The sequence below is a fragment of the Acinetobacter tandoii DSM 14970 = CIP 107469 genome (assembly GCF_000400735.1).
Taxonomy (GTDB): domain Bacteria; phylum Pseudomonadota; class Gammaproteobacteria; order Pseudomonadales; family Moraxellaceae; genus Acinetobacter; species Acinetobacter tandoii.
In genome coordinates this window covers 88,296-111,892 of record NZ_KE007376.1, presented here as the reverse complement: position 1 = coordinate 111,892, position 23,597 = coordinate 88,296, and the positions used below count along the sequence as shown (strand labels likewise).

17 protein-coding genes and 1 pseudogene are annotated in these 23,597 nt (G+C 42.8%); 10 read left to right on the top strand and 8 right to left on the bottom strand.

The features are described from left to right. A partial coding sequence (locus I593_RS19180; protein WP_016165500.1) for an alkaline phosphatase occupies nt 1–391 on the top strand: 391 nt, incomplete at its 5' end. A 541-nt stretch (nt 392–932) separates the two neighbouring features. Here the strand turns inward: I593_RS19180 and I593_RS19175 are convergent. From I593_RS19175 to I593_RS20230, 5 genes are all read right to left on the bottom strand, one after another. Beyond that, on the bottom strand, nt 933–2,198 hold the full coding sequence (locus tag I593_RS19175; protein ID WP_016165499.1) for a type II toxin-antitoxin system HipA family toxin: 1,266 nt from the start codon (nt 2,196–2,198) through the stop codon (nt 933–935). After that, the gene (locus I593_RS19170) at nt 2,198–2,503 is read right to left on the bottom strand and encodes a helix-turn-helix domain-containing protein (RefSeq protein WP_000366814.1); all 306 of its coding nucleotides are present in this window, start codon (nt 2,501–2,503) and stop codon (nt 2,198–2,200) included. Before I593_RS19170 ends, I593_RS19175 begins: the two co-directional genes overlap by 1 nt. A gap of 919 nt (nt 2,504–3,422) precedes the next feature. Further along, on the bottom strand, nt 3,423–3,680 hold the full coding sequence (locus tag I593_RS19165; RefSeq protein ID WP_004726728.1) for a hypothetical protein: 258 nt from the start codon (nt 3,678–3,680) through the stop codon (nt 3,423–3,425). Nucleotides 3,681–4,029: 349 nt separating this feature from the next. Then, a complete protein-coding gene (locus tag I593_RS19160; RefSeq protein ID WP_004826955.1) occupies nt 4,030–4,626 on the bottom strand; it encodes a putative adenosine monophosphate-protein transferase Fic in 597 nt (198 codons plus the stop codon). Nucleotides 4,627–4,638: 12 nt separating this feature from the next. Then, entirely contained in the window at nt 4,639–4,806 is a 168-nt protein-coding gene (locus I593_RS20230; protein WP_002125865.1) for a YhfG family protein, read from the bottom strand. A gap of 274 nt (nt 4,807–5,080) precedes the next feature. On the opposite strand from I593_RS20230, the gene I593_RS19155 reads away from it, so the two are divergent. The 7 genes and pseudogenes from I593_RS19155 to I593_RS19130 all read left to right on the top strand — a co-directional run bounded on the left by I593_RS19155 (nt 5,081) and on the right by I593_RS19130 (nt 17,902). After that, nucleotides 5,081–5,545 (top strand): hypothetical protein, encoded by a 465-nt coding sequence (locus tag I593_RS19155; protein WP_000911011.1) that lies wholly within the window; start codon nt 5,081–5,083, stop codon nt 5,543–5,545. Nucleotides 5,546–5,557: 12 nt separating this feature from the next. Further along, nucleotides 5,558–7,897: a hypothetical protein gene (locus I593_RS19150; RefSeq protein ID WP_016165498.1), complete on the top strand. Its 2,340-nt coding sequence runs from the start codon at nt 5,558–5,560 to the stop codon at nt 7,895–7,897. A 4-nt stretch (nt 7,898–7,901) separates the two neighbouring features. After that, nucleotides 7,902–11,096 (top strand): site-specific integrase, encoded by a 3,195-nt coding sequence (locus I593_RS19145; RefSeq protein ID WP_016165497.1) that lies wholly within the window; start codon nt 7,902–7,904, stop codon nt 11,094–11,096. A gap of 454 nt (nt 11,097–11,550) precedes the next feature. Further along, nucleotides 11,551–16,707, top strand: coding sequence for a DUF4011 domain-containing protein (locus tag I593_RS19140; protein ID WP_016165496.1), 5,157 nt, complete (start codon nt 11,551–11,553; stop codon nt 16,705–16,707). Between the two features lie 213 nt (nt 16,708–16,920). Then, a pseudogene (locus I593_RS20950) lies at nt 16,921–17,022 on the top strand (TIGR02391 family protein); the annotation flags it as partial. A 3-nt stretch (nt 17,023–17,025) separates the two neighbouring features. Then, nucleotides 17,026–17,121: a TIGR02391 family protein gene (locus I593_RS20945; RefSeq protein WP_228130596.1), complete on the top strand. Its 96-nt coding sequence runs from the start codon at nt 17,026–17,028 to the stop codon at nt 17,119–17,121. A 13-nt stretch (nt 17,122–17,134) separates the two neighbouring features. Then, nucleotides 17,135–17,902, top strand: a complete 768-nt coding sequence (locus tag I593_RS19130; protein ID WP_016165495.1) for a hypothetical protein — start codon at nt 17,135–17,137, stop codon at nt 17,900–17,902. A 167-nt stretch (nt 17,903–18,069) separates the two neighbouring features. Here the strand turns inward: I593_RS19130 and I593_RS20940 are convergent, their stop codons facing one another. The 3 genes from I593_RS20940 to I593_RS19120 form a co-directional block, all read right to left on the bottom strand. Continuing rightward, a complete protein-coding gene (locus I593_RS20940; protein WP_228130595.1) occupies nt 18,070–18,264 on the bottom strand; it encodes a hypothetical protein in 195 nt (64 codons plus the stop codon). Nucleotides 18,265–18,347: 83 nt separating this feature from the next. Continuing rightward, the gene (locus I593_RS19125; protein ID WP_016165493.1) at nt 18,348–19,136 is read right to left on the bottom strand and encodes a hypothetical protein; all 789 of its coding nucleotides are present in this window, start codon (nt 19,134–19,136) and stop codon (nt 18,348–18,350) included. 6 nt (nt 19,137–19,142) lie between these two features. Continuing rightward, a complete protein-coding gene (locus I593_RS19120; protein WP_016165492.1) occupies nt 19,143–20,045 on the bottom strand; it encodes a BrxR family helix-turn-helix transcriptional regulator in 903 nt (300 codons plus the stop codon). Nucleotides 20,046–20,134: 89 nt separating this feature from the next. Between I593_RS19120 and I593_RS19115 the strand changes: the two genes are divergently transcribed. Both I593_RS19115 and I593_RS19110 read left to right on the top strand, forming a co-directional pair. Beyond that, complete coding sequence (locus tag I593_RS19115; protein ID WP_016165491.1) at nt 20,135–21,328, top strand: ComEC/Rec2 family competence protein; 1,194 nt, start codon at nt 20,135–20,137, stop codon at nt 21,326–21,328. Further along, the gene (locus tag I593_RS19110) at nt 21,325–23,580 is read left to right on the top strand and encodes a ThiF family adenylyltransferase (protein ID WP_016165490.1); all 2,256 of its coding nucleotides are present in this window, start codon (nt 21,325–21,327) and stop codon (nt 23,578–23,580) included. The genes I593_RS19115 and I593_RS19110 overlap by 4 nt, the downstream gene beginning before the upstream one ends. Nucleotides 23,581–23,597 lie beyond the last annotated feature (17 nt).

Below are 23,597 nucleotides of genomic sequence, written 5' to 3'. Positions count from 1 at the left end.
AGTAAATAAAAAGATTGATAGTCAACCAAGCTTGGCGATGATGACCAGTAAGGCAATTGATGCCCTTGAAGCGCAAAACCAAGGGCAAGGATATTTCTTAATGGTTGAGGGCGGACGTATTGATCATGCCTTACATGGCAATAATGCCAAACGTGCCTTACAAGAAGCCAAGGCTTTTAATGACGCTATCCAGACAGCTCTGCATCAGGTGGATATCAGCAATACTTTAATTGTAGTGACCGCAGACCATGATCATGTCATGACCTTCAATGGTTATGCTGCACGTACAGGGCGCAGTACAGCAGACAATCCTGGGATTTTAGGTCTCAGCTATGATTACAACGTCGCAAAAGAGCAAATAACACTAAATATAAAAAAAATGGAAGAATAATTTACTAAGTTATTGTTTTTAAGTTGATCCTTGTTTTATATGGGGGTGATAATAACTTCTGATTACTAGTTTTTACCTTAAATATACCGATTGAAAGATTCATTTAAAGGCTATGAATATATGAGTTTTACAGTTTGGCTAGGTCAGCATGAGTACTTTTCACAAGATTTAAGATCGACCATGAACGTGATTAAGTTATAGGGGATTGATGAAATAGTTTTTATGAATTTCTGGCTTTCTGGGCTGATTTTATCAAATTCATGTCTATGCAAAATTGCGACATATTTCTCGTGCTGGTAGTTATCCAGAGTTTGGTCTGCATCTATCCATAGTGCAGACCTTTTTTTGGTGACAGTTTTTTCTTAGTGATTTTCGATCTGGATGTAGTGATTTCACGTTTGCAGAATATATCTTGGCGGTGATCCATCTAATATTCGTGATTATAAAGAGAGCTAATTCACAGGTTCTACAGATTATGTAGCGACTAACTATATCAAAGTCTATTTGCAGTTGATGGTTGGCGCTTAGTTTATATTTACGCTTAGGTTTCAGTTAAAAAATCAATATTCTGTTGAATCCGTGATTGAATCATCTGTAGGGTAGATTCTCGAATTTGATGGGGATACAGGCGCTGCGCAATTTGACTAAATTGAAGTGCAATTTCACGCATGGTCAAGATGATCTCATCGACTTCTAGAGTAGTCAGATTAGCTTCTGAAGTACCGAGTTTATGTATGTCATTTCGGGAAATATTGAGCGCTTCTCCCATAATGTCCATTTGATGATAACCACCTGGACCCTCGCAGAAGGTCACATCATAGGCTGGAGCCAATTTCCATTGACCATTTTTCTCCATGAGAAATGAAAAGTTCTTAGTATGGTCATCCCGATTATTGAAAAGCACATTAAACACAGCACGTTTAAAAGCATGCAATCTTTCTCGTACATCTTGCGTACACATCAAGGTTGCCCGGAGAAAATTGCGATAGTCTAGGCTACCTGGAACTTTATAGTCTGCTCCTGTATATGCAGCCAAACTCTGCATTGGAATCCGCATACCATTTTGACGATCGAATCGTTTAGAAGCAAAAGCCGTTAAACCATTGGGCAAATTAAAGAAATGGGTATCTGAAGTCTCAATTGCACAAAGTCGCAAACATTCTGCATAGACGGCTTCAATGGCGCAGACTTCAGGATGCTCTTGCTGAGCAGGAAACTTAATCAGCCAGGCTTCATGTTGATCAGAATCTTGAGTCGAAAACTCTAAATTGACAGGATCTCGGTAAACCAACGCTTTTGGTCTGGCACCTTGAGGGGAGCCACCCATGACCAATAAATGCTGTAGAAATTCACCACCTTCACCTTTGAGTACTTCTTGAACTTCCTGGGCCAGTTGTTGTAAAGGGATATTTTCTGAGGTTTGCATGTCAGCAACACAAGGTTCAAAGGAGAGGGCACCCATTGCGTGACTACTAATATAGGTCAGATGCTCCAAAGGTCCAATTCGTGCTGAATTTAAGCCAATTTTTTTGAAATATCGATCCATCAACATCATGCCCCAACCATCTGGTAAAGCGTCATAGACTGGACCTGGGAGTCCCATTTGATGAGTAGGAAAACCTTGTCTGAATGGTAGACCTTTTAAAGGCAGCAAGTAAGAAGAGAGCTCAACACCTTGCTGTATTGCTTCTGGACTATATTCAAAAGCAATGGTGGGTCTACCTGTCGTGGCTGTTGAACTAATCAGCGTTCCCCATAACCATGATTCGCCCCAACCGTTGTAATAAACATTAAGTCTATTGAGCATTATCCCTTCCTCTTAATACGGTGGCGCTTACTTTGACTCTCATAGCGAAGAATGTCATTCACACTGTTAAGCTGAGGTTTAAATAGTTCCTGAAGTTCGTTTAATCGACCCAAGACCATTGCAATACGGACTAAATTTTCAACAGATACATTTCGTCCCGCTTCAAGATTCGAAACTGTATTCACGCCGACACCAGCGCGTGCTGCTACCTCAGCTTGAGACATCTCCAGAAAGAGTCGTTGCTTACGTAAACGCTCACCTAAAAGAGTCACAACTTCTTCTGGTTTAGTGAAATATAAATCCATTAAATTGGGTCTTAAGAATGAATAATTTAATTAAATCACAAAATAATGGAATTAATCTATAGCTATAGTGTGGCTAAGGAGGGCTTTGTTGCACAGCACATCAGAAGGGTAGGTATAGTCCTTGGGTATCGGTTACAGAAAATCATCAGGATGTACTTTGACTGATTGTTGATACGGAGATTTCAGTATTTTCATTTTTCCTAATAGGTCACATTACTTAGAAAGGGTTCTTCGAAAATTAGTTCATACTTTAAAAATCCTATAAATATTGAGGATATTTTCTTAATGCTTTCAATATAGCATGCGGCTATATGTAACTCGAACGGGCTTAATCTGCCTTTCAGTATAAATTTTTTGGGCGTGAGAGGGGAGAGGTGTGAGGGCAAGCAATTTATATCGTGGATACTTCTAAATTACTTATGTAATAGAAGGTGGTAAACATGGATTTAGAGGTAATAACACTAAATATAAAAAAATTGGAAGAATAATTTATTAAATTATTGTTTTTATGTGGTTATTGGTGATGTTATGAATAATAATAACTTTTTCTTGATGAATTTTACCTAAAAAAATTGATCAGATAATTTTCTTTAAATGTCATGCATACATAAATTTGACAGTTTGAAGGGATCGGTATGTGCATTTTTCACAAGGTTAAAGATCGACCATAAATGTGATAAACGGCAGAGGATCATTGAAAAATGAATGGATTTAAACACTACATGTATGCACGAAAAAAAGTATCGCTGCGGTTCTGCTGACAGGCTGTATTGAGCATTGAATGTAAATGATGTAGTAATTGTCTACAGGCTATAGGACCAGCATGAAGAAGAATGAAATGTAGTTGCCAATTTATAACCTTGGTTGAAAAGCATAGCATTGTTATTCGGAGAAGTGAGGTAAGCCATCCTTCTCTTATTCATTTAAAATGATTCTTACTCAACTGATCTCGACTCATGGGCTGGTTCCAATTAGACGGATAATAACTTCCATCCCCTATCTTTTTCTTACCACATTTCTTGCATTTAATCCCTTCTTTGGAGATTTGATTCAGCATCACTGTTGTCGGTTGAATCAAATCAATGACATAGTTCGTTGGTTCAGGAAAAGCAGAAGAGGCTGCTTTATTGCAAAAGAGAACATTCGGATCAAATGGATTGGATTGCACAAAAGCCATGATACAGCCACAGAGTAATTCACCTGCATGTAATCCGTAACATCCATTCAGGTCATCAGACGAAGATTAATCTGAAATTTAAGCACTAAACGCCATAAATCTATGTATGGGCAGACTTTTTTGAGACATATGTTGATAAACATGCGGCAAGTTACATTGCTTAAAAGTCTATCTAAGTTAACGATCTATTCAATTCTGGATAAGTAATCTGAATATTACGATCCTAAATTACCCGAAGAGTATTAAGATTTCTAAGAATCGTGATTGTTGGTTTATTTGGGAAATTAATCAGTGGATTGAAGCAAAGATGATGGCTCATTAAGGATTGTGGGCTTCGACTACTTAAATTTTAGGTATTTTGAATAAAGCATATTTCAAAAATCTTAATTAATGGATTTAAATTACCATAAAAACCTTCAATATTGGCTTGAATCCATTGTTGTTGAGAGTCAATGCGAGACCAATCAATACCATAACCACAATGAGCAATCAGATGCTCAAAGAAAATCCGTTGTGTACGTCCATTACCTTCACGGAATGGGTGTATGACATTAAGCTCACAATACAAGTCGGCAAGTTGAGGAATCAGTTGTTGTGGTGCTAAGCCTTGAAAGTATTTTTTTTCTTGAAGCGTTTTGAGTAGTTTATTGGTTTCAATTTCAATACGGGAAAAATTACAAAAACGGGTGTCACCTTTGGAAATATCGATTTGTCTTAACTTTCCTGCCCAGTCGTATAAGTCGCCAAAGAGCTGCGCATGAATTGATTTTAAGTATTGTAAGTCGTAAGGTGGTTCAGCATATTCAATTAAGTTACTTGCCAATCCAGACAGTTCTAGTTCAGCTTGTTCTAAAATTTGTTCATCATGAATATTGAGTTTGTTCTTTAGGATATTTGTGCCAGGGTAACAATACAGGCTGTCACCCATTTCCCCATATTTATCCATACATGCACCTGACTAAGTTTCGGGTTGCGAATACTTCTTATATTTTTGCAAGATTTCAGCTTTACTTTGTTGAGTTGTTTGAGCTGTCGTTGTAATGCCTTCAAGCTTTAGGCTGGCTTGATAGTTTTGCGCACGTGTCGCTTGAATATATTTTTTTTTCTGTTCAGTGGTTCTGAGCATTTCGAAACTCCATTGATGCTACACGTGAAGTAAGTATAGCAGAGAATCTTTTTGATCAATGCTGCATACACAGCATTTCAAAATGTAATACAACGGTATTGTTTCATGTAATAACAGAAAACTAAAAAAAAGTGGAAGAATTTTTAAAATTTAGACCACCCATGATAAGTAAACCATATGTATTTGTTGATAATTGTAATTTTGAGAAAATTTAGTTGATAAATTAAATGAATTTTAATATACAAAGATATGCTCATTTTTTATATCGATAAAAATGTTAAAATTTGACTATTTAGTAAAAAATATAGAGATATTTATGGGGCAATTTATCATGCCCTTTTGCTTTGAGCGACAAAATGTTCAATTTAAGATAGTAAAAATTAACTCAGAACTACTGAAAATCAAAAAGATTAAACAGAGCCAGAAAGTAGTAGTACAAGCAAAGTTCAAAATAATCTATGTGAAAATTTGGCAAAAAATATTGCTATTAATGCAAACGGAGCCATGCTTACGTGTACATTCTAATTATGTTGCAATCTTACAGTTGATACATAATCTTGATGATTTTATCGAAAAATCACAGCAACACTTGTGCTTTGAGAGAAAAGCTCAGAAAGAGCTGGATGCTAAATTTTTTGCTAGATTTTTTAAGCTGACAAAGAGTTCAATAAAAGATCAACTTTTACCAAATTGTTCAGATCGTAATGAATTTAACCAATGCAATTTGATAAAAAATTAAGCGAAAGCGAATATGCCAAAGATTGAAACAGAAGAGCAATTCTTAGATTTAGCAGAAAAATTCCAAAAAGATTATTGTTTATTACGCAATCATGTTGTGAATACACAATTTGTCGATCTATCAGATGATTTACGTGAAAAAGCCCATGCTCTAAATAAGGAAGCACAACAGATATATGGCTATATATCTAGTTCTAGACAATTAGGTAAATATTATTATCTAGCTTCTTTAAGTTATTTTGCATGCCCGACTACTAGTAATACTCAAGAGCTGTCGTCTGAACGTTATTTGATTCTACAAGCGAGTTTTTTAACATATCGGCAGTATCAAGAATTTGCAAAAATTGATAAAGCTGAGAATAAGCAAAAACATGTTTGTGATCTCTTTCGCTATGTATCACGATATGTTCTGGATTCTAATCATGCTGAATTATTTCAAGAATGCAGTGAGCTACTAAATCGCTATGTCATGTACGAACGTAACTTGAAAAAGGAGGATCGTAATCAACTTTTTAATATTAAAGATTTCAAACAAGTACAAGCCATAGAGTATTTATCGGCTCTATTAATAATTTTTAAAAGACTTGATGATCGTCGTGTTGTTCATCGTCAGCGTAAGTCAAAAAAAAGTAAAGTTTTGCAATGGCCGACGAAAAATGAACTCAAAAAATTTCGTGAAATTAAAACGGGTAAGCAAGTAGATATTGGACATAACGCAAAGATCAGTATTTATGATGCCGCTCTTCACAAAGATGAAGAGAGTGAAGTTGATCTATTAGATCCTGAAATGGAGTTTTATTCAGAAGATGAAAAGTCTAAAAATTTAAATTATATACTCAGCGATAATGCGACGCATCTAATGCGGCATCGCCAGCGCCGTCATGCTCCTTTTGTTACAAATCCACATTATTTGGCGCCAGATATACTGAAGCAAATTGTTTATGTGTTGAGAACCGAGTTATCCGGGCACTGGAGGGATGCTGCAATCGCTGCAGCATGTTTATTGTCACTTTTGACGGGATTATCACCCGTCGCACTGATGGATTTTAACGAGCTTATTCAAGATGGAATTTTGATCCAGAATGGTTCAAGTAGACGTCGCGAATATTTACTCAAATTAAATCTTAAAATTACAGAGCAGAAGATTAAGAGCTTAAATCATGTGCGGTGGAATGAAGTGATGACACATCAACTACATTTACCTTCTGCTTGGTTTGACTATATAGAACAAGCATCGAATCCACTAATTTCATCAACACACATTAATAAGAAACTTAAGAATTGGCTTGATAATCGGTTTGTAGGTTCGATCACTGTAGAAAAACTGCAGGCTCAATTATATTTTCATATATATTATGAAACATATAATGAATATCTTGCTCATGTAATTGCTGGGCGGGATAGTCAGCATCACATGCCTGGTATCTATTATGGCGGGCTACCGAAAACTCAACTCAGTAGCACATATCTAGCCTTTTTAGAAAAAGCACTTACACCACATTCCACACATTTTACTGAAGACACGGCTGAACTAAAAATATTGCAACAACAATTCAAAGTGCAATCTGCATTATCTATAGGAAGGATAGGGAGCCAACTGGCACTTGAACCCAATTTTGTGAAAGAGCAATTCCATATTTTACATAGACATTGTCACGAAAACATCCAAGAAGATAAGCACATTATTAATCAACTTAATGCATATGCGTGTTGGATGTGGCATATCAGTTTGTTGAGTTTGGCAAGTCGGCCTAAAAAAAACCTGTTGGGGAATTTGGATGATTATTGTGTTGAGCTCAAGCTTTTATATGTGAATGATAAAAAAAATAGTAAAGCAAGAAAAGATGGTCGTTTTATCCCTTTATCTGATTTTTTCATAAAAACACTGCAAAATTACACTGCCTTTTTAGAACAAATTATTGAAGCGTACGGTTCATTTTTTAGACAAGTCTTTGCAAAGAAGAAGATAACTGTAAATGATCTTTTTGGTAAGGTCATTTTTAGTAAAGATATCTTGCCGATAACTGTCAAAGAATGGCAGAGCAGGAAAATTAAGTTAATCCCTTTATCGAGAAAATGGGTGAATTCATATATGCAAGGAGTCTTTCCAAAGAATATGTATTCGAATTGGTTACGTCATTTTGACATGAACTTTTTGATGCATGAGCAGCAAGAGGGTAAACCAGCATTAGCTTTTCACTTAATTCAGGCCCTGTATGGTCATGACCAACGTGACCGAGAGGCTTTTCATCCGCATTCTTCACTTATCCCGAATGTCTATGTACAGCAAGCCCGCCAGCAATTGCAAGATAATGTCAAATCTTTATCGATTAAACACTTAGAGCGAAAATAGTTGTATGCAAAAAATCAAAGAACTAATAAAACCACAACTAGATGATCTATTTGTTGATATTCATAAAATGGTGAAAAAGTCGCTAGATAGACAGCCTTCTCCACCTGAAGTATTGACGAAAGAAATGCAGCAAAAACTTGATCAGCAGATCGCTGAAAAATGGCATGACATTAAAGATAGTGTTGATTGTTTGAGTCAAAAGTTGAGCCGAGACGAACAATCAAAACTGATGCAATTTACTGAAGATGAATTTAATAAAAGAAGGAAGCAATTCAACCAGAATGTAGATAAAAAATCATACAGAATTAAGCTAAATCCACATACTAAACGGATCGTACTGCCTAGAAAAATTGAGAGTACAGAGTCACGGTTAGAACAGGGGCATCTACATATCCATGTACTTAAGGAATTAAGGCAGTATTGGCAAGATTCATTTGAATATTGGAATGAACCAAAGTACTTATGGGGAAATTTATGCTTAAGTTTTATATATATTTCAGGCTGTGCAGATGAACAGCATTTGATTGCTATTCAGAAGCAATTGCAGGAGGCCATTGAGCTTGGTACAGATCTGAATTGTTTTCGGTTATACCATTCGGACTACAAAAAAATCACTAATCCATTGTTACTACATTATCGTGTTGAAAACTCTCAATATGGCAACGATGTAGAACAGGGAAAGTTGTACCAATGGAAACATGTTTTTTTTAACCCATATGCGCAGTTCATTTTGCAATATTTAAAAAAGTTGAAAGCTACTCAGAAAGAATTTTGTCTGCAACATTCAGTTGAAGATTGTATTTTAGAAAGCTTGAGTAAGATAGGCAGGAAAAAAAGTCTTGGGGATCTGCAATATCAAATTAAACGCCGTGGATTTCGTGCATTTAATGATGTGCAAATGGTACTCGAATTTAATCCAAACCTCAGCATAGATATATTTTTGAGTAATGTGCTTCAGCAAGAGATTAATACTGTTGCTTTAAGGCCATCCGAATTTAGATTGCTGTGGAATAATGATTACAATCAAGTCACAGAACCAGATAATCGCCCTATTCATTTTGAACAAGAGCAGTTACTTCCTGAAGTTCCGACTGTTCAAAGCAAATTACAAACGATTCCGTATGAGTTGATGTTGTTTGGTCAAAAGAAACGTAAAGGTCAAAAAGTTGAGCGTTTAGATAAAAAGAGGAATAAAGATGAACGCACGCTACGTTTTTGGCAAGAAACTAGAAGGGTGTTAGAGGAGAAGATAGTTGATGCTAATACGGAGGAAAAGTCTTTAATTGATGCTCAACTACGCTTAATTCACTGGTTAATGCATTTAAAAAAACGAGGGCTTCAATTATCAACTATTGAAAGCTACTTAGGATCGTTTGGCAAAGAATTTATATTTGAGATTTGGCTCAATAAATTAGATTTAAAGCAACAATCCATAGATGACTATGAGGATTTATATCGGCAGCTATTGAAATACAGCAGTGAACGTGATGAAAAAGCAGTTCAACGAGATTCGGTGAAAGGAAAAACCTCTCGTAAGATGCACCAAAGCGCAGAATACCGTTTTGGTCGCCTAAAAGATTTTCATCAATTCTGTATAGAGAATTATGATGCTCCAGGGGTATTGGTGTTACAGAATTCAAGTTTTAAGCATTTACAAATTTGCAATGCACGGCTAGTGAGTCCTTTGCTATTTGGCAAATTATTGGAAAAACTAGAAAATTTAAGTCAAGAGCCAACGGCATCAGAGTGGGTCGATCATCTGAGTTGTTTAAAGCTGATGTATTTATTGAGTTATAGAACTGGACTTCGATTAAATGAAGTCCGTTGTCTTAAAATACAAGATGTTATCTGCCCAGAATTACTCTTTAAGGATGGTAAAAGTTCAATTTTTAATAATATAACGCTTCATATCCGAGACAATTCATATCGCCGTCTGAAAACGCGAAGTGCGAATCGTCAAATACCATTGAAAATTGCATTGTCAGAACATGAGTTTTTAGTAGTACAACGTTACATACAACATTGTTATGAGCAATATTTGGTTAATCAGCAGGATGATCTACTTTTTAGTGTGAATCATCGTGTATTAACTGATCAATGTATCAGCAAAATTACAGTAGATTTGTTTAGTCAAATATTAGGTATGCATCATGGCTTTAGTTTTCATACATTACGCCACAGTGCTGCTAACTATCTAGCAATAACTTTGCTCGGTTCAAAAGAAATGATCAAGACCTACACAGATTGTCCTTGGGTAAAAGCAAAAAAGATGCGGGATTTATTGTTTGGTATGAAAGCACGTGCTCAAGAAGAGATTATTCAACATAAATGGCAGGTGCTCGCCTCTTGGATGGGGCATAGCAGTATTGAGCAAACGGCTTCAAATTACCTTCATGTTTTGGATTTATTAGCAGTCGATCGAATTTATAATTTGCCGTGTATCATTTCAAAAAAAGTATTAGAACAGTGTTTTGGTCCAGTGAAGTCAAGTACAGAGTACATAAACTTAAATCGTTATACTCAGCAGCAGAAATGGTTTGATTCTTATCATCAGCAAACACAGCCATTCACAATGGTTGGCCAACAAGAGAAGAAGTTTAGTATCGAGAATAGTACTCTGACACCTTATCAACGTTTGATAAATTTTAGAGATGCCCGTAGCAAAGATCCCCAAGCTCAAGTATGGCTGCAGCGATGTCAATTGATGTGCACTAAATGGATGAGCCCCCAAAAATTTAACTTAAAAGTTGAAAATATTGAGGGAGAGATTATAGATGAAGGTTGGTTTGAGGATCTTCACAATAAAGCCAGGAAATTGTCTCGTTCTAATGAACGCAATACCTTCCTTGATTTGTACGATCAAGAAGAGAATAGGCCTGACATATATCAAAGAAAGAACAAGATTGATGCTCTAAAAATATTATTACACTTTGGTAAGTTACGTAAGAATTTTTTGCATTTTGTATGTCGAGATCAAGACGATGAGCAACGAATTAGAAGTTTTATTGCTGGAATGAAGCCAATATTAGGAGAAGAGCTAAATTTAGGTATACAAAATTATCCAGTTAATATGAATGCACCTGAGCGAAGAGTTCAATTCAGTTTTCAAAGAATAGACTCTAATAAAAATGTGACAGTTCTGGTTTTATTTAATCTAATGTTAAAAATCATGCAGGAAGATGAGCTTTGGATTAAATAGCCTAAGCTAACTAAAAGGTATTGTTTAAAAATTTCTTTGGTCATAAGTAAACGGCTTTTTTGCTCAAGCCTATACCTTAAGTCTACCGTACAACGAATTGGTGCTCTTACAATAAATCCTTGATCAATCGAGGAAACATATCGATAGGGTAAGCTCAACCACAAGATAAACAGGGATCAAATTAAGCTTATTCTGAGGCAGCTTGGGCAAATTTAATCTTCAAATCTTTGGGCAACAAAGCCGAGCGTTACCGAAATCGAGGTAAAAGACTGCGTATGGGATTTCTTTTAATTGTTGGAATTTACAATATAGAATTGAGAAAGAAATGATTTGTGTAAGAGAACTATTGTTATTCGTATAATTTTAAAACAAGATATCAACTATTTAAAATTGTGATTTTAGCATTTTAAGCATGCCATTAATTCGGTTTGATTAAATTGCAAAGGGGATAATAATGCTAGAAGATGAAAATAACCAACAACTTGATCCAAAATATTCATTGCAGGTTGATTGTGCTTCAGCTTTGAATTTTGTTTTACAGCAAAATTCAGTTCCTCTGATTCGACAAATCCTAATCTCTTCAACTGAAACGATTTCTGGTTCTCGAATCGTTATTCGTTCTAATCCTGATTATTTCAAAGAACACACTATCAATATTGCGAACTTGGAAGGCAATCAATTCTTGGCTCTTGATAAGCCAAAATTAGTTTTTGATATCAAACTATTGCAGGAGTTACCTGAGAATCTTAAAGGCAGTATTGAAATCCTTTGGTTGAATGAAAAGGAAGAGATACTGGCAGAGCAGCGGGCAGAGATTGATTTATTAACCATTGATACTTGGGGTGGGGAACGCCAACCCATAGAATTATTGGCGAGTTTTTCACAACCCAATGCTTCAGCACTCAGCCCAATTTTGGTTAAGGCCAGTGAAATTTTAAAAGCAAAAGAACTAGGTTCATTAAGTGGTTATCAAGAGCGAGATAGAGATTCTGTGCTATCTCAACTGAATGCCTTATGGGAGTCTTTATTACAACAAGATATTCATTATATTGTTAACCCAGCAAGCTTTGTTAAATCGGGCCAAAGAATACGTTTGGCAAAGCAGATTTTTGACGAGAAGTTAGCATGTTGTTTAGACACGACAATACTTTTAAGTGCCTTGGCTGAACAAATAGGCTTAGATACTTTACTTATTATTGAAGAAGGACATTCGTATCTTGGGGTTTGGTTAAATGAGACGCCAAATGTTGACTTGATCATTGATGATATTCAAGCATTAAGAAAGCGTTATGATTTGGGTGAAGTTGTTTTTATAGAAACAACGCTGCTCACACAACAAGTAAAGTTTGCATCCGCACTTGAAACAGCAAAACAGTACATTAAAGATGAATCCCGCCAGCATAAGTTCTATCTTGCGATTGATGTTCGCCAGTCCCGGTTGCGTGGCATTAAACCAATTTCCTCATATCAGGATAAGAAAAATCATCTGGATGAAACAGAAATTGAATGGGCGCCTGCATCTATTCCTGTATATGATGTTGAACGTCCTGTAGAAAGTAAAGCCACGCGGGTTGACCGCTGGTTGCGCCGTTTGCTTGATCTAAGTCTCCGTAACAAGCTCTTAAACTTTAAGGACAATCGTTACAGCATACCCTTACAATGTTCTGAGTTAACACTGGGGAAACTTGAAGATGCATTGGCGAACCAAGAGGGTTTCTTATTTAAGGGGATTGATAGCATCTCGCTAAAAGATGTCCAGCGTGACAATGAAAGCCAACATATCAATCAATATGTTGATGATAGCCTGTCCAGAAAACTATTGTTTAGTCCACTTGATACACCCTTACTGGAAAAGCGCCTAATTGAGGTTTACCGTGCCTCACGTACTGCTTTAGAAGAGGGAGGAGCGAATACACTATTTCTTGCTATTGGCTTTCTGGAATGGAAAGAGTCAGAGCGTTCAAAACGCACTTTTAAAGCGCCACTACTACTTATTCCTGTGCAGATCACCCGCGAGACCGCTAAAACAGGTTATCGCCTGTATATGTATGATGATGAGCCTCGCTTTAATTCAACTTTATTACAATTATTAAGACAGGATTTTGAACTAGATATTTCGGGTTTAAACCCTTTGCCGGCAGATGATTCTGGGATAGATGTTAACCAAGTCTTACATATTGTGCGTAAGGCTATTGTGAATATACCAGGATGGGAAGTTAAAGCTGAGGCTGCCATTGGTCAGTTCTCATTTTCAAAATATTTAATGTGGCTTGATTTGTCTACACGAATGGATCAACTTAAAAATCAATCTGTAGTAAATCATCTGATTGAATCACCACGAGAACCATTCATTAAACAGGATGATTTTCCGCAACCCGCTCAACTAGACCAACGATATCAACCTCAACAATTATTTACACCGTTATCATCTGACTCGTCACAGTTAGCAGCAGTTATGTCCGCCGCATTAGGACGTACTTTTGTACTTTCTGGCCCTCCTGGGACAGGTAAGTCCCAGACCATTACAAATATGATTTCACAGTGTCTAGCAGATGGTAAATCTGTGTTGTTCGTTTCTGAAAAGATGGCAGCTTTAGAGGTTGTCTATCGTCGTTTGACACAGATTGGCTTGAGTGAGTTGTGCTTGCAGTTACATTCTTCCAAAGCGCAGAAAATGCAGGTTTTGGATCAACTGCGGGAAAGAGCACAGAAGAACAATGACCCATATTTTCTAAGTGCTCAGCTAAAGACAACAGAATGGCAAAAGTTGTCGGACAAATTAATCCAGTCTCGTGATGAACTGAATCAGCATGTAAATAATCTCCATACCGTACATGCGATCGGTTGGAGTCTGTATGCCGCAATGAGTGATGAACTTTGTTATCGGGATACACCACATCTACGTTTTCCTGAGATTGAAATTTCAACACTAACATCAGAAAAGCGTGAGTTGCTGAATAAGACGGTGACACAAGCAGTAAGCTTGCGTCAGCTAGTAAATGAAAATGCTAAAGACGTATTGGATGGATTTGCGGAGGGCTTGTCCGAACCTATCTGGAATCTGGCATGGCAGGAGCAATATCAACTATTACAGGACCAACTTGTAGGTCAGATACAACAATTACAAAAGTCTATTTCTGCTTGGCAACAGGTTTTTGGATTCAGTGAGAAGCAAAATCTGAGTCTGGTTAAGCAGGATGTTTCGATTTTTAAGGCAATATCTAAACTGGTTCAGCAAACAGATTTAAAACTATTAAATACTATTAAAGATATCGATTTAAAAACCATTACCCAGACAAAATACTTAACGCAGGATCTTAAACAACAGCGTTCTTCATTAGTAGGGCAATACCAATCTCAAATTTATCAAGCAGATTTAAGTCAAATTGGCTTTAAATGGCGTGAAGCAGAATCAAAAATGTTCCCATTTTCATGGTTCGCTAAATTTCAGTTGAGAAACTTAGTCAAAACTTACCAAGACTCGACTCAACGCCCAACAGCGTTGGCAGTTGCACATGACTTACCTATCTTGCAACATATCCAAAGCCAACAACAACAGTTTACTGAATGTGAAAAACAGTTAGCGAATAAGCTTGGTTCTTATTGGCAGGGTGAAGATAGCGCGTGGCAAAGTTTTGAAACTATTCACAATCAGTGGCAAGAAATTAAGCAGATAGTTGCATCGTCAATTACCGATCAAGCAACTTTATTAAAAGCGTTAGAGTTCAGTAAAAATCATGATTTAGATGAACTGACGAAAAATATAGCTCAGGTGGAGAATACATTCAGTCAATTGCTGAATGATCATGTACTGAAGGGTGATACTGAGATTACCGCATATTCAGATATTGATTTTAATGAAATTATCGAAAGACAACAGCAATTGCAGCAATATGGGCTAGCTTGGAGGCATTGGTTAAGTTGGCAGGCGATTAAAAGCCAGCTTATTAAAAGTGGTTTAAAACCATTGGCGTTTGAACTTCTGCATGCCCCACTGGATTTGGATGCTGCCCTAAAACGCCTGAATATTAATTTAGCGAGACACTGGATTACACATGAATTTAGTCAGCATCCAGAGTTAAACCAATTTAACAGCCAACAACATGAACAGAAAATAATGTCCTTTGCCCAGCAGGATAAAGAACACCAACTTTCTGCAAGTCAGGAAATTATTCACCGTTGGAATAATATTTTTATAGAACAAAACCACTACAAAGGGCAATGGACTGTTCTTAACAAAGAGTTGGGTAAGAAACGCCGTCATATTCCTGTACGAGAGTTGATGCGTCAAATTCCTGATGTTTTAGTTGGCTTGAAACCATGTTTATTAATGAGTCCATTATCAGTTGCCCAATATCTGGACACAGAAGCAAAATTTGATGTAGTAATTTTTGATGAAGCATCACAGATTCCTGTATGGGATGCAATTGGTGCATTAGCGAGAGGTAAACAGTCAATCGTGGTGGGTGACAATAAACAAATGCCACCAACCAGTTTCTTCGGTAAAGGCGATTCTGAAGAAGAGGTTGATGAGGAGGTGACTGAAGATCTGGAGAGTATTTTGGATGAATGTCTTGCTGCTCAGTTACCAGAATTAGCTTTGAATTGGCATTACCGTAGTCGTTATGAAAGTCTCATTCAATTTAGTAATCAGAAATACTACAAAGGTGGTTTATTTACTTTCCCTGCACCTGTTGCTAAGGATACAGCTGTAAAACTACATGTGGTTGAGGGTGTATACGACAAAGGTGATACACGTACCAATAGTAATGAAGCAAAGGCAATTGTTGAATTTATTATTCAGCATTTACAGTCACAGTTAGGGCAAGAGAATCCTTTGACTTTAGGTGTGGTCACTTTCAATATGACTCAGCAGAAGTTGATTGAAGATTTGCTGGATAATGAATTGGCTAATCACCCTGAGTTAGAGACATTGAGTAAGTCAGGCATTGAACCTTTATTTGTTAAGAATTTAGAAAATGTGCAAGGAGATGAACGTGATATTATCGTTTTCTCAATTACTTACGCAGAAGACCGTGATGGTCGATTATCTATGAACTTTGGCGCGCTTAATCGTCAAGGTGGTCAGCGCCGTCTAAATGTAGCAATTACTCGCGCTCGTCAAGGATTACATGTTTTCTCTGCTTTGAGTCCTGAAGAAATTAATTTGGCACGCACTAATAGTGAGGGTGTAAGGGATTTAAAAGACTTCTTAGTTTTTGCTCGTAGTGGTCAGTTGCATTTAAATTATGCTGACCAAAGTAAACAGCAGGCTAAAAAAGAATTCCTACAGTACCTACAAACTAAGTTGCAAGAACAAGGCTGGAGTGTGGACCTTGGTATAGGTCAGGGAGATAGTTGTGTAGATATAGCAATTAAGGATAATTTGAATTCAGGTAGTTATCTTGCAGGTATTATAGTAGATGGTGAAAACTACGCTAAAGCAGCTACAGCAAGAGACCGTGATCAGCTCAGACCAACAGTATTAAATGGGTTAGGCTGGCAGGTATTATCAGTGTGGACAGTTGATTGGTGGCTGGATCCAGAGCAGAACTTAGCTAAATTGGTAAAAGAATTGGATGAGATCAAAATTAATCAACAGGTTGCTTAAATTGTCTGAAACCTTAGGGATGAAAAGCATGCTTTAAATCAACTCATTGACTTGGGTTGCATGGTCCATGCGAGTCGTAAATTCTATGAACTATATGTGACGGGGAAAAGTCAGATCAATGAACAGGCATTTTTAAGGGTCATCAGATTAAGTGCATTTTGATAATGAATAAAGCGCCGTTTGGCGCTTTATTCATCCTAGGGACCGCTCACCACCGAGTCCGAGAAGAGCGAGCAAAAAGGCTTTGCCAACCTGCTGATCGGCCTGTTCGGCGCCGTGCGCAATCCGCTGACTCATGCGCCCAAGGCGAATTAGCCCATGTCCGAACAGGATTCACTGGACATCCTGACGCTGGTATCGCTGATTCACCGCAAGCTGGATGGCACCACGAAATTAGCGGCCGTATCGCCATAAGGGAAAGACAAGAATGGACGAGGCGATCGTAGTCTTCTCTCGGAAAGGGATTTTCCAGACTACGATTGCCGCGCGTGACGTTCGCAGCCGGGAACATGCACGCAAGCTGTGGCCCCTGGTGTCTCCCGGCGCATCACGGCAGATGGTGACATGGGTCAGCCCCTCCTTTGAGAGCGGGAAGTTGCGTCGGAGATCCCACTTCCGCGTGCTTCCTGCCCAACACACCTTTAATCCGAAAGCGCACTTCGACGATGAAGAAGCCAGCCGGTGGCGCGCTGTGCAGGAAAGCCCCGAACACCGACAGGCGAAAGAACTTGTCGCTGCCGAACTCTCCCGACGCTTGAATGCCGGGCTTGCGATGCCGTGGGCGTTCAAAGATACGGATGCGTCGGACTATGCGCTGGAAGGCAACTTGTTGCTGGGTGCCGACCGGGTGGCAACCGAGCATCCTCTGGAGACGCCATTCGGCAGCAAATTCCGGCTCGACGTTGCCGTGCTCGGGCCGCCGGTTCAGGTCGAGCCGATGGTGCTTGGCGGCGTTGAAATCGAACTCAGCCACGCCTTCGACGGCCGCAAGGCGCTGATCGGGAAGTCGCTCGGATTTCCGTTGATCTCCATCGACATCACGGAGATGATGCTGGACGAACTCACGCCTGAGTGGGCACAGCGGGTACTGACCACAACCACGCGGAGCCACGAGCAAGGACGCCGGCAGACCTACATCTATCTCCACGACCTGCTGTACCACCTCTACGCGCAATTGCCAACGATGAGACGCTGAACAAGCTGGTGCGCTGGATGAACCTGCTCGCGGAGAAGCTAGAGTACCCGAAGGGTACGGTCGCCGTTGCCTTGGTCAATGGAAAGAACTAACAGTCGCGCAAGATGCTGGAACGCGCGGGACAAGTCGTTGGCCCCGACTGGAGTGAATTCAATGACCAGCGCTGCTTAGGGCTGACCTTGCCGCGCCCCAAAGGCCCAGCCGATCTCCAAGCCCATCGCTTCCACATGACGATGGCGCGCATCCTGCTGTCGCACACTGATGCGCACGTTAGCTACAAATACTGCAACTGCGTGGACAACAACCACCCCGAAGAAGACGTGTGGGTGGCGCATCGCTGGATTGCCGACCTGAAAACCCATACCCGGCACCGCGTATTGCCGGAGTCACCTTGCGGGCAAACACTACAACGGAGCCAGGCGCCTGTTTGCTTGTTGGACAGTTCTCAGTCCGTCGTCGGTTTTGGTGCTCTTTTCCGCGGAGCCGAAGAAGGCAAAGACGGCAAGCACTCGAATAGGCGTTCTGCATAGACGAACCCCATCCGCCTGACTGCGCTCTGATCGAAATACAGTAGCCAAGCGGCCAGTAACGCCAGCGAAATGAGCAGCGTTAGGCCAGCAGCCAGCCCCGGATCAGCAAAATGCACAGGGTCAAAATGTGGAGGCGCAACCTGCAAGATTTTTGCAATCAGCAATCCATAAAGGATACCCAAGAGGCACGACAAAATGCCAACAGGTTTCATCGCTAACATATTGCGATGGAATCCGTATGCAATATTCTCTTTGAGTAGGAGCTGCTTGTTGGAACGGGTGAGTTCACGAAGTCGCTTGGTTGCCCCAATGTAGGTATCGTCCGCCTTGTCCTGATCTGCTGATTCCTCCTCTGCGTTCGGCATGGCAATACCCAGCTTAGCTGTAATCGCGGTGTGATATCGCTGCTTGCTGACGCTATCCAGAAATTTGTCGCGATGGCGCAGGGCTATGGTTGTTGGCATTCCGCCCCATTTTTTCACTAGGGATTCTTCCAACTTTTTTCCCCGCCCACGGGCTACGCTTGCGAGTGCATAAATGGCACCGCAGCCACCCAGCAGTCCAATCACGCCTGTAAGTACCGGGTGCTTTGCGCCGTAGACACACAACAAGGGAACGAGCAGCGGCAAAGCTACAAGAAGTCCTGGAATTACGCGCGCCTTGCGCTCGTAGGGGTCTTTGACCAGTTCAAAAATATTCGTCATAGGTGCTTAGCTTTGGGCCGACAAGGCATCAATATAGGGTTGAATTTCATCGCGGTTTTTCAAAGTGATCTGCTGCGCGAGGGGGTCGGGTGCTTCCTTGGTATGCAAGCCCAAACGCCTCAGTGTGTAGTACAGAAACGCTTGGCGGCATGGAAGTTTGACCTGTCCACCCTCCATTCCATAGTCCAACTCCAGGACTCGTTTCTTGGCAGCGGGTAAATCGGGATGCGGTGCAAGCACCAGCGTCAATACAGTTTGCCAATGCGAATCCTGGCTGGCGTCCACTTGGCTCGCCTCGAAGCCATCGATGCGCAGGATTCGGGCGAGGACGAAATCGCTGAAGCGCTGGCGCTTATGGCAAAACGCGCGCATGTGCCAGCGAAAACCGTCGTTGCCCAGAGCGTGCGGCGACAGCAGACGAACCGATTCGTCCAAGGACGTCATGGACTGGTAGCTCACCCAAATGGCTTCCTGCTGCCGAATTGCCCGGACCACTGCTTCGACGGTTTGTTCATTGATGGTGCGCCAAGGGGACGGTGCCCAATCTGCCTCAGGCGCTGAGCCAATAAAGCTGGACGCTGGTTCGATGACGCCCATCTTGGTGGCCAGCAGCTCCGCTAGATAGTGTTGCACCGAACTTCGCTGGTAAAGCGGGTGAAAACTCGGTGCTGCCGTGTAAGTCTTGGAACTGCGGTCATAAATCAGGTTGTTCGGCGCTAACTCCGTGTACTTGGCAATGTCCAGTGAGGCCTGGGGAATCGATATGCCGAAGTGCTCGGTGAGATCCATTCGATTGATGCGCCGCTCCCAGCGCAAACGGAAATCGATGAATTGAAGTCTGCTCTCTAACCCCCAGCTTAGCCCTTTGGGCTCAGCGGGATCGGCGGCAGTTACAGGAGGCTCTTGCATTATTTGCGCCTAATAAGTAGACGGATATAAAAAATAGTCGTACATTAACTATACGCGATCATCCTTCGGTCGTCTACCCGGAGACCTCAATGCCCACAACCATCACCTTTTTCCCCGTCGACAACGGGGACATGACACTCATCAAGTTCGGCGATCTTGACGCGACGACCCTGCTGATCGACGTAAACATCAGACAAGATGCCGATGATCCTGGGAAGGACGTGCGCGATGTCGCCAAGGATCTGCGCGAACGACTGAAAAAAGACGAGAACGGCAGGCCATATGTCGATGCCTTTTTGTTGAGCCACCCGGACCAGGATCATTGCCGTGGGCTGACGCGGCATTTCTACCTGGGACCGCTGGACAAGTACCCGGATGACAAGAAGGACGACAAGGACAAGAAAATCGTGATCCGGGAGATGTGGTCGTCTCCCATCGTGTTTCGACGCGCAAGCAAGACGCACACTTTGAGCGACGACGCCAAGGTATTCAACACGGAGGCGCGTCGGCGGATACAACTGAACCGCGACAAGAACTTCGCCGTCGGAAACGGCGACCGCATCCAGATCATGGGCGAGGACATCGATGGAAAAACCGATGATCTCACCTCGATTGTGCGGAAGGTGGACACGCGCTTCTCGACGATCAACGGCAAGAGTTCCGCATTCTTCTCTGCGTTTCTTTTGGCCCCCCTGGATGCCCAGGACGACGAAGAAGAGGAAGAGTGCCTGGTCAAGAACCAGTCCAGCGTGATCCTGAACATCACGTTAGCCGCTGATGCTCAGACGCCGGATGGCGCAAAGTTCCTTACTGGTGGCGATGCTGAGGTGTTCATCTGGAACCGCCAGTGGCAGCGCCACGAGACCGAAGCCGATGTACTTGAGTACGACATCATGCAGGCACCGCATCACTGTTCTTGGCATTCGCTGTCCTATGACAGTTGGTCCGACTACGGCGAGAAGGCCAAACTCGATGCCGATGCCCGCAAGGCGCTTTCGCAGACCCGTGACGGCGCCGTCATCGTCGCCAGTTGCAAGCCGATTGCAGACGACGACAGTGATCCACCCTGCATCCGCGCAAAGCGTGAGTACGTGGCGATCGTAGACGAAGCAAAGGGCGAGTTCTATTGCACGGGCGAGTACCCGAGCGAGAAATCCTTGGAGCCCCTCGTTTTCACCGTCACCGCTCAGGGAGTGCAGCCGCCCTCGAAGAAGGAGTCCGGATCGAAGGCCGCTGCCGTGATCACCTCCGCGCGCACTCCGATGCCGCACGGGGCATCATGACGGGCGCCATCGCTGACGCACTACATCAACTTCAGCGGCATCGGGGCCTGATTCGCGTTGGCGAGCCCAAGGCAAGCGGTGCATCGACGCAAATAGAAGTCGATGTTGCCGTCCAACTGCCAAACAGGTCACGGCGTAACGGCGTCTCCGAAACCGGAGTGCGCGCTGTCGAGACATGCGTGCTGGTATTCGGCAGTGATTGGCCCCTGTCCGCGCCCAAGCCTTTCTTGCGTGCGGACTTTCCGCTCAATTTGCCGCACATCAACCCCCATCGCGAAGGTGAGCTGGTCTCGCCTTGCCTGTTCGAGGGGTCCTTGGACGAACTGCTGCATCGGTTTGGTCTAGACGCCATTGTCGATCAGTTGGTCGATTGGCTGCACAAGGCTGCGGCCGGAACATTGCTGGACTTGGAACAGGGGTGGGAGCCGACGCGCCGAGACAGTTGTCCTTCGACCATTGTATTCAGTGCCGAAAAGGTTGCGGCCTCCGCACCTGCTGACGGCACGATTCTGGTAGTTCCCGCAGGCTACGTGACGATTGATGGCGGGCTATACGCCATCCTCAATGCCGAACTGACCGCACAAATCGATGCAGTGTTCGTCCATGATGTTCACAACGACAAATTGGGCAAGTGGGGAAATGGCCATACTGCGGCCTTCATTGCGCGGGCTCCAATGACCGACGGCCACCCGCACATGGTCGGACGCTACCAACCGGAGACGGTTGTCGATCTCGCGACGCTGCTTGATCTAGCAGCGGAACTTGGCATTGATCGCGACGCGTTGGCCCAAGGCTTGGATGGTTATTACGGACGCTCGATCCTGGATATGCAGCAGGACTCGCGCGGCTGGGTGCATGGCTTGTACGCGATTGTAATTCTGACGGTACAACGGCCAGCGTCGCTTGTGGGTTCACCAGGGAGAAGTGTCGAGGTATTGCCCTACGCGGTGCGCTATGAACTCAACGCTAAAGCGCTCCTGGAGCGAAACGCCACGGTTCACCCAGCCTTTCACGCGCATGCGTTGTCTCCTGAGTTGCTAGCAAGGACATCCGGCATTCCACCAGCAGCCACATCGCAGCCGCTAGTCATACTCGGCTGCGGAAGTGTGGGATCGAAAATCGCGATGCAACTGGGGCGAGCAGGTTTCGGCTCAATGACTTTCGTCGACAACGAGTCCATGTCACCTCATAACGCGGCACGGCATGCACTCATTGAGCGGACATCGGTACTGGTCCCACCTCGGAAGTCGGCGCGGATGAAGACGGCCTTTGAGGAGCTGTCGCATCTTCAATCGCGCGCGTTCGACACCGACGCCGTGACCCTTCTGGTCGATCCGGCACAGTTCGCCACAGTCATTCCGCAGGATGCGGCTCTCATCGTGGATGCGACGGCCTCACTTCAGGTGCTGGCCGCAGAAACACAATCAGCAGTACTGAACCAGTCTCCTGCCCGCCTGGTACGGATCGCGATGTATGGTCAGGGCCGCTGTGTCGCGGTTTTGCTTGAAGGACCTAGTCGCGCCGGTCGGGTTGACGACCTCACGGCATTCTTGTTCGAGTGCTGTCGGTTTGTGCCGGAACTGCGGGCATCGATTGCTGGGGATACGTCGGAGCCGACGCGCATTTTTGTGGGCGACAACTGCCGTTCACTGACGATGCCAATGTCTGATGCCGTTGTTTCGCGTTCTTCGTCACTGGCCGGTCTGCAACTGGAACGCTGGCTCGTTGGCGGGCTTCCGAAGGAGGCGATGCTTTGCACCGGGATCTCGGATGCCGAAGGCCTCGGCATGGCATGGACCCGCGCCAGTCTTGGCCCGACCACTGTGCTCGACGTAGCTGATGATGGTGGCTGGAACATTCGGATTCTGCACCCAGTCGTGCAAGCGATCCATGCCGATGCGCTGCACTGGGGCGCTCTGGAAACAGGCGGAGCCTTGGTCGGCCGCATCTCGTTTGAAAATCGAACCATCACCATTGCGGGCATCGTGGACGCGCCGCCTGACAGCATTCGAGAGGCCGCCTGCTTCGTCCTCGGAACGGATGGACTTGTTCAGAATTTGCGTGCGGCAAATGGAGCCTCTTTAGGGTATCTCACCTTCATCGGAACTTGGCACAGCCACCCGAAAGGCGGCCCACACTCGGGCATAGACCGAAACACATTGCGCAACATCGCCGAGGATGCTGGTGGTCTTCCCGCCGTGTCGTTGGTATGGACTCCGACAGGACCCACATGTGCGGTGGATCGCTGGTAGGGGTAAAGCCACCAGCA

Bases quoted from the DNA above. Each gene is read 5' to 3' on its own strand.
- I593_RS19125 (WP_016165493.1), bottom strand. From the start codon at position 19,136: ATGACGAATATTTTTGAACTGGTCAAAGACCCCTACGAGCGCAAGGCG.
- I593_RS19155 (WP_000911011.1), top strand. From the start codon at position 5,081: ATGTTAAAATTTGACTATTTAGTAAAAAATATAGAGATATTTATGGGG.
- I593_RS19130 (WP_016165495.1), top strand. From the start codon at position 17,135: ATGGACGAGGCGATCGTAGTCTTCTCTCGGAAAGGGATTTTCCAGACT.
- I593_RS19145 (WP_016165497.1), top strand. From the start codon at position 7,902: ATGCAAAAAATCAAAGAACTAATAAAACCACAACTAGATGATCTATTT.
- I593_RS20230 (WP_002125865.1), bottom strand. From the start codon at position 4,806: ATGCTCAGAACCACTGAACAGAAAAAAAAATATATTCAAGCGACACGT.
- I593_RS19175 (WP_016165499.1), bottom strand. From the start codon at position 2,198: ATGCTCAATAGACTTAATGTTTATTACAACGGTTGGGGCGAATCATGG.
- I593_RS19165 (WP_004726728.1), bottom strand. From the start codon at position 3,680: ATGGCTTTTGTGCAATCCAATCCATTTGATCCGAATGTTCTCTTTTGC.
- I593_RS19120 (WP_016165492.1), bottom strand. From the start codon at position 20,045: ATGCAAGAGCCTCCTGTAACTGCCGCCGATCCCGCTGAGCCCAAAGGG.
- I593_RS19140 (WP_016165496.1), top strand. From the start codon at position 11,551: ATGCTAGAAGATGAAAATAACCAACAACTTGATCCAAAATATTCATTG.
- I593_RS19170 (WP_000366814.1), bottom strand. From the start codon at position 2,503: ATGGATTTATATTTCACTAAACCAGAAGAAGTTGTGACTCTTTTAGGT.
- I593_RS20945 (WP_228130596.1), top strand. From the start codon at position 17,026: ATGTCCGAACAGGATTCACTGGACATCCTGACGCTGGTATCGCTGATT.
- I593_RS20940 (WP_228130595.1), bottom strand. From the start codon at position 18,264: ATGGGTTTTCAGGTCGGCAATCCAGCGATGCGCCACCCACACGTCTTC.
- I593_RS19110 (WP_016165490.1), top strand. From the start codon at position 21,325: ATGACGGGCGCCATCGCTGACGCACTACATCAACTTCAGCGGCATCGG.
- I593_RS19150 (WP_016165498.1), top strand. From the start codon at position 5,558: ATGCCAAAGATTGAAACAGAAGAGCAATTCTTAGATTTAGCAGAAAAA.
- I593_RS19115 (WP_016165491.1), top strand. From the start codon at position 20,135: ATGCCCACAACCATCACCTTTTTCCCCGTCGACAACGGGGACATGACA.
- I593_RS19160 (WP_004826955.1), bottom strand. From the start codon at position 4,626: ATGGATAAATATGGGGAAATGGGTGACAGCCTGTATTGTTACCCTGGC.